Source organism: Fretibacterium fastidiosum (assembly GCF_000210715.1).
Lineage (GTDB): Bacteria > Synergistota > Synergistia > Synergistales > Aminobacteriaceae > Fretibacterium > Fretibacterium fastidiosum.
In genome coordinates, this window is sequence record NC_021038.1 from 1,060,293 (window position 1) to 1,071,083 (window position 10,791).

The 10,791-nt window shown below is 64.3% G+C and carries 13 protein-coding genes; 4 read left to right on the plus strand and 9 right to left on the minus strand.

Going from position 1 to position 10,791, the window contains the following annotated elements; genetic code table 11:
* Window position 1 precedes the first annotated feature (1 nt).
* Complete coding sequence (locus tag SY1_RS04800; RefSeq protein WP_015556354.1) at window positions 2-1,207, minus strand: exonuclease SbcCD subunit D; 1,206 nt, start codon at window positions 1,205-1,207, stop codon at window positions 2-4.
* Between the two features lie 279 nt (window positions 1,208-1,486).
* Here SY1_RS04800 and SY1_RS04805 point away from each other — a divergent pair, with 279 nt between their 5' ends.
* The 4 genes from SY1_RS04805 to SY1_RS04820 all read left to right on the plus strand — a co-directional run bounded on the left by SY1_RS04805 (window position 1,487) and on the right by SY1_RS04820 (window position 4,739).
* Window positions 1,487-2,080, plus strand: coding sequence for a hypothetical protein (locus SY1_RS04805; protein WP_015556355.1), 594 nt, complete (start codon window positions 1,487-1,489; stop codon window positions 2,078-2,080).
* 318 nt (window positions 2,081-2,398) lie between these two features.
* Window positions 2,399-3,028: a cupin domain-containing protein gene (locus tag SY1_RS04810; RefSeq protein WP_015556356.1), complete on the plus strand. Its 630-nt coding sequence runs from the start codon at window positions 2,399-2,401 to the stop codon at window positions 3,026-3,028.
* A 47-nt stretch (window positions 3,029-3,075) separates the two neighbouring features.
* Entirely contained in the window at window positions 3,076-3,813 is a 738-nt protein-coding gene (locus SY1_RS04815) for an ABC transporter ATP-binding protein (RefSeq protein WP_015556357.1), read from the plus strand.
* Window positions 3,813-4,739: a SufB/SufD family protein gene (locus SY1_RS04820; RefSeq protein WP_015556358.1), complete on the plus strand. Its 927-nt coding sequence runs from the start codon at window positions 3,813-3,815 to the stop codon at window positions 4,737-4,739. The genes SY1_RS04815 and SY1_RS04820 overlap by 1 nt, the downstream gene beginning before the upstream one ends.
* 89 nt (window positions 4,740-4,828) lie before the next feature.
* Here the strand turns inward: SY1_RS04820 and SY1_RS04825 are convergent, their stop codons facing one another.
* The 8 genes from SY1_RS04825 to SY1_RS04860 all read right to left on the minus strand — a co-directional run.
* Window positions 4,829-5,785 (minus strand): 2-hydroxyacid dehydrogenase, encoded by a 957-nt coding sequence (locus SY1_RS04825; protein WP_015556359.1) that lies wholly within the window; start codon window positions 5,783-5,785, stop codon window positions 4,829-4,831.
* Between the two features lie 31 nt (window positions 5,786-5,816).
* Window positions 5,817-6,395 (minus strand): peptidylprolyl isomerase, encoded by a 579-nt coding sequence (locus SY1_RS04830; RefSeq protein WP_015556360.1) that lies wholly within the window; start codon window positions 6,393-6,395, stop codon window positions 5,817-5,819.
* A 71-nt stretch (window positions 6,396-6,466) separates the two neighbouring features.
* Window positions 6,467-7,333: a protein translocase subunit SecF gene (gene secF, locus SY1_RS04835; protein ID WP_015556361.1), complete on the minus strand. Its 867-nt coding sequence runs from the start codon at window positions 7,331-7,333 to the stop codon at window positions 6,467-6,469.
* Window positions 7,334-7,346: 13 nt separating this feature from the next.
* Window positions 7,347-8,750, minus strand: coding sequence for a protein translocase subunit SecD (gene secD, locus SY1_RS04840; protein ID WP_015556362.1), 1,404 nt, complete (start codon window positions 8,748-8,750; stop codon window positions 7,347-7,349).
* A gap of 93 nt (window positions 8,751-8,843) precedes the next feature.
* A complete protein-coding gene (yajC, locus tag SY1_RS04845) occupies window positions 8,844-9,266 on the minus strand; it encodes a preprotein translocase subunit YajC (RefSeq protein WP_015556363.1) in 423 nt (140 codons plus the stop codon).
* Between the two features lie 136 nt (window positions 9,267-9,402).
* Window positions 9,403-9,780 (minus strand): RidA family protein, encoded by a 378-nt coding sequence (locus tag SY1_RS04850; protein ID WP_015556364.1) that lies wholly within the window; start codon window positions 9,778-9,780, stop codon window positions 9,403-9,405.
* A gap of 120 nt (window positions 9,781-9,900) precedes the next feature.
* Entirely contained in the window at window positions 9,901-10,182 is a 282-nt protein-coding gene (locus tag SY1_RS04855) for a S4 domain-containing protein (RefSeq protein ID WP_015556365.1), read from the minus strand.
* 13 nt (window positions 10,183-10,195) lie between these two features.
* The coding region (locus SY1_RS04860) for a phosphohexomutase domain-containing protein (RefSeq protein ID WP_481128938.1) at window positions 10,196-10,791 on the minus strand (596 nt) is incomplete at its 5' end.

Here is a 10,791-nt window from a genome sequence, read left to right on the forward strand (position 1 = left end):
CTCAGTGCGCCTCCTGAACGCTGTTGATCACATCCTGAAGGAGCGAGCGCTCCTCCTCGTCCAGCTCCCTGCCGCCCCACTGTTCTTTCAGAAAGGAGCCACAAAGCTCAAAGGGGCTCATCTCCGCCTCCGCCGCCCCCCGCCCGGCACGGTCGCCCGCCCGTTGCGGGAGCTCCCGCCGGATTTCGAGGAGGTTCGGGAAACAGGCGCGAAGGCGATCCTGCATGTCGAGGACGTCCAGGTCCTCCTTGTCCGTCAGGACCACCGTCACGTAGTCCTCGCACCCCTGGCCCAGGACCTCGGAAAAGGCGCCGGTTATGACGCGGACCTCGCGGAGCGGGGTCAGGGGCAGGACGGAGGTCTTCACAGAGCCCTTTTCCCCCAACTCCACCACGATGATGCCCTTTTGCTGCCCCGCCTCGCTTACGGAACAGGCCAGAGGTGTTCCACAGTAGCGGCAGCGCTCGTTGCCGACCTCCATCGGCTTATGCATGTGCCCCAGCGCCGCGTAGTCAAAGCGCTCCAGGACGTCCGACCTCACCCCGTCGATGTCGCCGACGGTGCGCACCTCGGAGTCCATGCGCTCCACTCCCGACGGGACGGCCCCGGAGGGCAGGTAGAACTGGTGGCTCACCAGGACGTTCCGCTGCTCCGGGTCGATCGTCTCCCGATCGATCAGCCGGTGCAGCGCCTCGTCGTAGGAAAGGCCCCGCGGCGTTGCGTCCGCAGCCTCATCCCCGCCGCCCGATGCGTCTGCGCCCGCATCCAGGACGAGCCTCACCATGGAGGGCTTCACGAAGGGGAGCAGGTAGAAGTTCACGGGGCCAAACTCGTCCCAAAGCACCACCTTCTCGATGAAATCCTCTGGGGTCCGGGGCGGGAGACCCACCATGTGGATTCCCCGCCGCTGCAGCACGCTTCGAAAGAGGTTGACCCGCGGGCCGCTGTCGTGGTTGCCGCTGATCATCATGATCTCCGCCGTGGGGACCGCTCCCGCAAGCTTCGAGACGAAGCGGTCGAAGAGCTCCACCGATTCGACGGAGGGGATCGCCTTATCATAGATGTCTCCGGCGACGACGACGGCGTCGGGGCTCACCTCCCCGGCAGCCCTCACGATCTGGTCAAGGACGTACTCCTGATCCTCCCGAAGGTCCCGGTTGATGAGCTTCAGGCCGATGTGCAGATCCGACAGGTGAAAGAATTTCATGCGCGCACTTCCTTTTTGCACTGATTTTAAACCTCAGCACGACGCCCTCAGGACTTCGTGGGATCGCACCTCTCCGTACTATTGCATATATCTTACCGCAAATTCCATTTTGGAGGGCCGAAAACACAACCGCTCCGGCCACCAAACGCTGTGTCGTGGCGCTCAGCCTTGCCCGAAACGACGAGCGCGATCTTGACAAAGTGGCGCTGTGCCGTTAAGTTTAAGCCGTGACGGCCCTTTGCCGACAACACAGACTTTGAGTTCAGGAGGCGTTATGTCATGAGGAGTTCGCTGCTGCAAAAGTGCCTGCTGTCGATGGCGGCCCTGTCCTGCCTGGTCCTCTCCGCGTCCCGCGGGGTTGCCGCGGAGCACTGGACGGAAGTGTTTTTCAATCGATGCCTGGCCCTGGAGAAACAGGCCATCTCCCTGGCGGAGAGGACGATTCGGGACGACAAGCCCTCCGCAGAGCCATCCCGGTACTGCCCCCTGGAGGAGAAGGACATCGACGACCTGTGGTTCCTGGAGTGGAAGAAGAACGGGACGACCGTCTCGGGGGCCTCTCAACAGAAGGGCGGAAAGTACCACCCCTACGGGATTGAAATAAGAGATCCCGACATCGTCTTCCCCGGCGGGATCCGCGTGGGAGCCGGCACCGAGGTTTTGGAAAGCTACTTCAAAGGCTGCCTGAACCGCTCCGACTACCCCGAGGACTTCGACTCGGAATATCTGGAGTACGAGAACGAGCTGCCCCCCTCCGGAACCGCCTCCATCGGCTACCTGGAGCAAAACTCCGCCTTCCTCATCGAGTGCAAAGGCGGCAGGATCACCTCGATCGCCTACGGGGTGCCGGTCGACATGATGCGCCTGTATTAGGGCCTCCCAAACGACGGGCTGAGCGGCGAGCGGAAAACGCGAGCGTCGCGCTGTGGGGGTCAGCCCCAAAACCGTAGGCAAAGTTTTTAACGTGTGGTGGAGACAGGTTTTGCGCGTTTTTCGCTGCACCTGACGGGTGAAAAATCAAAATCGGCTTAACCTGTGCGACGACGGGCTTGAGCCTCGATCAAGTCGTCACAACCTGTGGATTTGGGTCAGCCTTTTTCCCTATACTGAATCCGTATCTCGAGATATGGAAACCTTACTCCCTTTGTATTATACTGGAAAAGTCAAGAATCACAAAAGGGAGGCGTTCGTATGAAGACTGGCCCCTTCAGCCTTGCAGCGGAGAACCCTGCCGTCCCCGGCTGCACCCTGTCCGGCAAGGTCATCCAGGACACGTTCGTCTTTTCCATGGCGGAGGGGACGGACATCAGCCCTGAAAGCTATCCGGACCACAAGCTCTGGCTGGTCGTCCACGGCAGCATGTGCGTCGTGGCGGGAAGGGAAATCCCCCTTGGCGCCGGACAGGGCTACGTGACGCCCGTGGGGATGCCCGTGGGGATCAAGGCCGAAGCAGACAGCGTGTACGTCGAGGTGTCGTTGAGAAAGGAGACCGTGATGAACCCTGTTTTGAAGGACAAGGAAGTCTTTGAGCTGAAGGACCTCATCCCCTATCAGGACGGCAAGATCGTGAACCTGGACCTCCTGAGCTCCCCGAAGATGAAGTTCGTGGTGATGAGCTTTGACGAGGGCACCGGCTTGTCTGAGCACTCCGCGCCCGGCGAAGCGTTGGTCTTCGCCCTGGACGGCAAGGCGATCATCGGGTACGAGGGGAAGGAGTACCCCCTCCGCGCCGGCGAGAACTTTCGCTTCCAAAAGAATGGACGGCACTACGTCAAGGCGGACGGCCGGTTCAAGATGGCCCTGCTGTTGGTCCTGGAATGAACCGGTAAAATAATTATCATCCAAAGACTATCGCGGGGGGCGAGGTCATGTTGGAACTGCGGAACCTGTCCTTCTCCGTCGACAACGACGGGGTCAGGAAAGAGATCGTCCACGACCTGAACCTTATCGTGGACGACAACAAATTTGTCGCGATCACCGGTCCAAACGGAAGCGGGAAATCCACGCTTGCCAAACTGATCGTCGGGATCGAAAAGCCGACCGAAGGTCAAATCCTCCTGGACGGCCTCGACATCACGAACATGGGGATAACGGAGCGCGCAAGGAAGGGGATGGGCTTTGCCTTCCAGCAGCCCGTGCGCTTCAAGGGCATCACGGTCCACGCGCTGCTGCGGCTGGCTTCCGGTAAAGACCTCTCGGTCTCGGACGCCTGCGACTACCTCTCGGAGGTCGGGCTGTGCGCCCACGACTACATCCACAGGGAGGTGAACGCCTCCCTGTCCGGCGGGGAGCTCAAGCGCATCGAGATCGCCACCGTCCTCGCCAAGCACTCCCGGCTGACGGTGTTCGACGAGCCCGAGGCGGGGATCGACCTGTGGAGCTTTCAAAACCTCATTCGCATCTTCGAGTCCATGCGCAGGGGGATCAGGGACAGCTCCATCATCATCATCTCCCACCAGGAGCGCATCCTGAACATCGCGGACGAGATCGCGGTCCTCACCGACGGGACGATAGAACGGCACGGCACGAAAGCGGAGGTCTTTCCGGACCTGGTGGGGACGGAAGCCGCGCAGGGCCCGTGCAGCAGATTGAGGAGGGGCGTGTGATGGAAAAACTGACGGAGGTGCAGAAGCGTCTGCTTCGCGAGGTGGCGGACCTCCATGACGTCCCGATGGGAGCCTACAACGTTCGCGCCAACGGAGGGCTCGCCGGCAGGAACAACACGGCGAACATCGACATCGTCTCAAAAGAGGACGGCAGCGGGATCGACATCCACATCAAGCCCGGAACCAGGCGCGAGAGCGTCCACATCCCGGTGGTCCTCTCCCAGAGCGGGCTGAAGGAGACGGTGTACAACGACTTTTTTGTCGGCGAGGGCAGCGACGTCACCATCGTCGCGGGGTGCGGCATCGACAACTGCGGCGTGCAGGATTCGGAACACGATGGCGTTCACCGGTTTTATGTCGGCAAAAATGCGAAGGTCAAGTACGTGGAAAAGCACTACGGCTCCGGGGACGGCACGGGCAAGCGCATCCTGAACCCGGTCACGGAGGTGTACATGGAGGAGGGCAGCTCCGTGGAGATGGAAATGGCGCAGATCAAGGGCGTCGATTCCACCAACCGAACCACCCTTGCCGAGCTGAAGAAGGACGCGCGGCTGGTCGTGCGCGAGCGCCTGATGACCCACGGAGAGCAGCACGCGGTCAGCACCTACAAGGTGACCCTCCAGGAGGAGGGCGGCAGCGCCGACGTCGTCTCTCGTTCCATCGCCAGGGACCGATCCTATCAGAGATTTGACGCCTGCATCGTCGGGAACGCCCCGTGCAAGGGCCATACGGAGTGCGACTCCATCATCATGGACGAGGGGACGATCCTCGCCGTGCCCTCCCTCGAGGCGCATCACGTGGACGCCTCGCTGGTCCACGAGGCGGCGATAGGGAAGATCGCGGGCGAACAGCTGATCAAGCTGATGACGCTGGGGCTGACCGAACAGCAGGCGGAAGAGGAGATCATCAACGGCTTCCTGGCGTGAGGTGCCGGCAGGCCCCCTCATCGGTCCGCGCAGGCGACCGCTGACCTGAGTCCATACACGGGGACGGGCGCAGCCCGTCCCCTCTCGATCTACGCCCTCACGAGGTTCGGCGGCTCCTGCCCGGCCAGGGCGGCGGCCACGTTGCGCACCACCATGAAGCCCATCTCCGTCCGGGTGCCCACCGTCGCGGTGCCGACGTGGGGCGTCAGGACCACGTTGTCCAGCTCCTTGAGCCCCGGCTCCACCTCCGGCTCGTTCTCGTAGACGTCCAGCCCCGCCGCCAGGATCCTGCGCTCACGAAGCGCGCGCACCAGCGCCTTCTCGTCCACCACGGGGCCGCGCGAGGCGTTGATGAGGATGGCCGTCGGCTTCATCATCCCAAGCTCCGGCTCCCCGATCAGGTGGCGCGTCTCGGGCGTCAGCGTCACGTGCAGCGAGACGAAGTCCGCCGTCCGCAGGAGCTCCTCCTTCGTGACGAAGGTTCCTCCCGTCTCCGCCTCGAACTCGGAGGAGCGGTGGCGCCCCGCGTAGATCACCTTCATGTCAAAGCCGCGGGCCTTCCGGGCGAAGTTCAGCCCGATGCGCCCCGCGCCGATCACCCCCAGGGTGCGGCCCGTGATGTCGGCCCCCAGCATGAACTCCGGCGCCCAGTTGAAGCTCCCGTGGCGCACGAGGCGGTCCCCCTCCGGGACGCGCCGTGCCGCCGCAAAGAGCAGCGCCCACGCCAGGTCGGCCGTGGCATCCGTCAGGACGCCAGGCGTGTTGGTGACGGCGATCCCCAGCCTCCGGGCCTCCGCCAGGTCGATGTTGTTGTACCCGACGGCGTAGTTGGCCAAGATACGGCACTGCGGCCCCGCCGCCTGCATGACCTCGGCGTCGATGGCGTCGTTCAGCATGCTGATGACGCCGTCACAACCCTTCACCCCGCTCAGAAGCTCCTCGCGCGAGGCCGGACGGTCCTCCTCGTTCGCCGCGTACTCGCACACCCTGCCCAGCTCCTCCATCACGGGGCGCGGCAGCATGCGCGTGACGTAAACCTTCGACATCGAAATCCCTCCTAAAAGCGCCTCTCAGGCGCTACTCCTTCGGCTCCTCGACGACGACGGACTGCATCACGACGTCCTTCACGGGTCGATCTCCCCGGGCGGTCTCCACGTGCCCGATGGCCTCGACGACCTCCATCCCCTCGACGATCCGGCCGAAGATCGCGTGCTTGCCGTCCAGCCACGGCGTGGGGACCAGCGTGATGAAGAACTGCGATCCCCCCGTGTTGGGGCCCGCGTTGGCCATGGAGAGGACGCCGGGGGCATCGTGGGCAAGGCCCGGTCCGAACTCGTCCTCGATCTTGTACCCGGGGCCGCCCGTGCCCGTGCCCGTGGGGTCGCCGCCCTGAATCATGAAGCGGTCGATCACGCGGTGGAAGATCACGCCGTTGTAGAAGCCGCGCCGGGCCAGGTCGATGAAGTTACCGGCGGTGACGGGCGCCAGGTCCGTGTAGAGCTCCGCCTTGAACTGCCCCATGTTGGTGCTGAACACCGCCACGGGTCGGCGGGGCGCCTCCTCCTCCGCCGCGCAGGCCGCGCGGGGAAGGAGCAGCGGACAGCACACCGCCGCGGCGGCGCAGAGAAGTTCAAGGAAAATTTTCATCGTCTTCATTACAAAAGATCTCCTCTCAAAAAAATCGGGGCCCGCCGACGCGGGTCCCGAAATCTTTCGTCAACGCGCCCCTACCGCGACTCGGGGCGGGCTTTGTACCACTCGATGAGGGCGCCCGTCGCCACTAACATGGAGCTGTAGGTGCCCGCGATGATCCCCACGAGCATGGCGTAGCTGAAGGCCTGGAGCACGGGTCCACCCCACACACACAGGGCGATGACCGGGAAGAGCGTCGTCAGCGTCGTGTTGATCGTGCGCGCCAGGGTCTGGTTGACGGAGTCGTTCACCAGCTTTTCGATGCCGTCGCGGCCCAGGTCGCGCCAGTTCTCACGGATGCGGTCCAGGATGATGATCGTGTTGTTGAGGGAGTAACCGACGATCGTCAGGATGGCCGCGATGAAGGAGGAGGAGACCTCCATCTGCGTGAGGCTGAAGAACCCCAGGGCGATGAGGACGTCGTGCACCAGGGGCACCACGCTCACCACCGCGAAGCGGAAGCGGAAGCGCACCGTGATGTAAATCAGGATGGCGACCAGCGCGATGGAGACGCCAATGACCGCCTGACGGCGGAGCTCGCCTCCCACGACGGGCCCCACCTTCTCGTAGCCCGAGACCTTCATGTCGGGGAAGGCCTTCTGAAGGACGGAGATCACCTGCTCACGGCTCTCCTCGGTGTCCTCGTTCGTGCGGATGATGACGCCCTTTTCGCCGAACTTCTGGATCATGGCCTCCTGGGCCACGACGCCGGAAACGACCTTGCGGACCTCCGCCACCTCGGGCAGGTTGTCGAACTCCAGCTGGATCACGTTGCCCCCCGTGAAGTCGATGCCGAGGTTCAAGCCCCGGGTAAAGAGGAAGGCCAGGCTTGCCAGGACCAGGACGGCGCTCAGCGACAGAGCGGGCCTGCGAAGCGCCATAAAGTTGTAGTTTCTGTTCATCGCAATCCACTCCTTAGCTGCGCTTCAGCGCGTTCTGCCGGCGGCTGACGAAGAGCTGCAGCAGGGCCCGCGTCACGACGACGTTGGCGAACACGCTGGCCACGAGGCCGATGGAGAGCGTCACGCCGAAGCCGCGGACGGACCCCGATCCGAAGTGGAACAGGACCAGCGCCGCGATGAGCGTCGTGATATTCGAGTCCAGGATCGTCACCAGCGCCTTGCGGAAGCCGGCGTCCAGGGCTGCGATGGGCGTCTTGCCCGAGCGGACCTCCTCGCGGATGCGCTCGTAGATCAGGACGTTGCCGTCCACGGCCATGCCCAGCGTCAGGATGATGCCCGCGATGCCGGGGAGGGTCAGCGTGGCGTGGAACGCGATCAGCCCGGTGAAGATCAGGAGGATCGTCACCACCAGCGCCACGTCGGCAGCCAGCCCCCGGAACCTGTAGTAGATGAGCATGAACACCAGCACCATGGCCGCGCCAAAGAGGCCGGCCTGCATCCCCTGCCGCACCGAGTCCGCCCCCAGGCTGGGCCCGACGGAGCGGTTCTCCGCGATCTCCACCGCCACGGGCAGCGCACCGGCCTTCAGCATGATGGCCAGCCGCGAGGCCTCTTCGGCCGTGAAGCGTCCCGTGATCTGGGCCTCTCCGCCCGAAATGCGGTCCTGGACCACGGGGGCCGAGATCACGACGTTGTCCAGCACGATGGCGATCTGTTTCCCCACGAGGCGGGCCGTGGCCTCCTCAAAGAGCTTCGCCCCCTCGGGGCTGAAGGAGAGCGACACGCCCATGCGTCCCAGCCTGTCCGGATTGACGGAGGCCGTCTCCAGGTCCTTTCCCGACAGAAGGCTCTTCCCCAACAGGTAGAAGCGGGCCGCCTCCCCCTCCTCCTCCTCGCTCGGAGCCACGATGGCGCCCTCGATGCCCCTGGCCCGCGCGGCGAGGTCCGCGCTGGAGTTGCTCTGAGCCTCCACCGCAGCGCGCCAGCGCTCCTGGGCCTGGCTGAACTGAAGGTCGCTGTCATAGTTCTTCCGCTCAGGCGCGGAAAGGGTCGAGGCGGTGACGTCCATCACCTCCCGGAAGTCCATCTGCGCCGTCTTGCCGATCAGCTCAAGGGCCGCCTTGGGGTCCTGGATCCCCGGCAGGTCGATGATGATCCTGTCCTCGCCGCTCTTCTGGATGATGGGCTCCGCCACGCCGTACTGGTCCACGCGGTTGCGCAGCACGGCCAGAAGGCGGTCGATGCTGTCCGGCCCCACCGGGTTCTCCGGCGTGTCCTTCGCCTGAAGGACGATGTGAGCCCCGCCCCTCAGGTCAAGCCCCTGGTTGATCCGCCCCTTTATCGGCCACGAGTAGGCCAGGGCGGCAACGATCACGATCAACACGACCCACAGCCGCAGTCGATCCCTACGATTCATGCTTATCCCCCTGCATCAAAAAAAGCCAGCCGCCCCACGGGCGGGCGCGGCGTTCCGGGGGCGGCTGCGAGGCCGCCCCATGCCAACGCTCTCCTAGTCCTTCTTCTCTTCGGCTGCGGGCTGCCCCTGGGCCGGCGTCCGCTTCGTCTGGACCGCGGACCTCAGGATGCGGACGCGGACGCCCTCTCCCATCTCGATGAGGAAGGTGTCGTCCCGAACCTCCTTCACCGTGCCCAGGAAGCCCCCGATCGTGACGATCTGATCCCCCCGCCCGATGCCGGAGAGCAGGGATTCGTGTTCCTTCTGACGCTTCCTCTGGGGACGGATGATGAAGAAGTAGAAAATGACCACGAAGATGACCAGCGGAAAGAGCATCCCCATCAGGCTGGCCTGCTGCTGGGGGGCGGCGCCTCCCTCTCCCGACGGCGCCGACGCGCCGCCCCCGAAGAGCGACCCGCAGGGCGAAACCGCCGTCGTCTGCTGCGCCGCCTCCGGCGCTGCTGCTGTGTCTGCCATGAAAATACCTCCCCTGAATTTTTAAAACAGCACCTCCCGGCGGGCAACGATCTTCCGCCGAGAGGCAGAACCTCAAGCCTCAGGAGGCTCGCGAAGTTTGATTATAACAGATTTCGAGGGCGCGGAGGGCCTGGAGCTACCTCTTCCAGGCCACCACCTCGATCTCCACCAGAACTTCCTTCGGAAGCGCCTTGACGGCCACGAAGGACCGAGCCGGGGCCTCCGCGTCAAAGTACTTGGCGTAGACGCCGTTCACGGCCGCGAAGTTCGCCATGTCCGTCGCGAAGACCGTCGTCTTCACCACGTCCTTCAGGCCGTAGCCGGCGCTCTCAAGGATGGCCTTGACGTTCTCCAGGGACTGCTTCGCCTGCTCCTCGACGCCGCCCTGGACGACCTCACCTTTGGCGTTGGCCGGGATCTGTCCGGACACGTAGAGGAACTCTCCGGCCTGGATGGCCTGGCTGTAGGGACCTATCGCCGCAGGGGCCTTGTCGCAACTGATGATCTTCTTCATGAGACATACCTCCAGAATGATTTAAGATAAAGACGACCGCACGGACCCGAAGTCCGCGCGTTTCAAGAACGCCGCACTATTCTACAACTTTTACGGTCCTTCGGGCACGCTCCCGCGGGCTCACTCTCCCCAGGGGTTCTCGTCCGGAGAGACCGGACGCTCCTCGACCTGTTCCCAGCTCACGGTCCCGGGCCGCTTCAGGAGCGCCTCCTCCGCGCACAGCACGCGCGCCTTCAGCACCCGATTCATGTAGGCCACCTCCAGGACGCTGCCCTCGCGCACCTCCGAGGCGGGCTTGCAGGGCCGCCCGTCGATGCGCACCGCCCCCAGCTCCGCCATCTCCTGAGCCGCGCTGCGGCGCTTGACCAGGCGGGCCATCTTCAGGAACTTATCGACTCGCATCGCGCACCCCGCCTCAGGCGATCGACGCCACGATCTCCTGAGCCTCCTGCTGGATGCGCTTCAGGTGATCCGGCCCTTTAAAGCTCTCCGCGTAGATCTTGCAGAGGTCCTCCGTCCCCGATGGACGCGCGGCGAACCAGCCGCCCTCCGCGACGACCTTGAGGCCGCCGATGGGTGCGTCGTTGCCCGGCGCCTTCGTGAGCCGCGCCACGATGGGGTCCCCCGCCAGCGCGTCGGTCCGCACCGCATCGGGGGAGAGCTTCGCCAGCGCAGCCTTTTGTTCCGGCGAGGCCGGCGCATCGATGCGGGCGTAGCAGGACTCTCCGTACCGCTCCGTGATCTCCTTGTAATGCTGCGCCGGGTCCTTCCCCGTCACGGCCGCGATCTCTACGGCCAGCAGGTCCAGGATGATGCCATCCTTGTCCGTCGTCCACACCGAGCCGTCGCGGCAGAGGAAGGACGCCCCGGCGCTCTCCTCGCCGCCGAACCCCATGGAGCCGTCCAGGAGCCCCTCGACGAACCACTTGAACCCGACGGGGACCTCGCAGAGCCTGCGGCCCATCCCCTCCGCCACCCGGTCGATGATGGAACTCGACACCACCGTCTTGC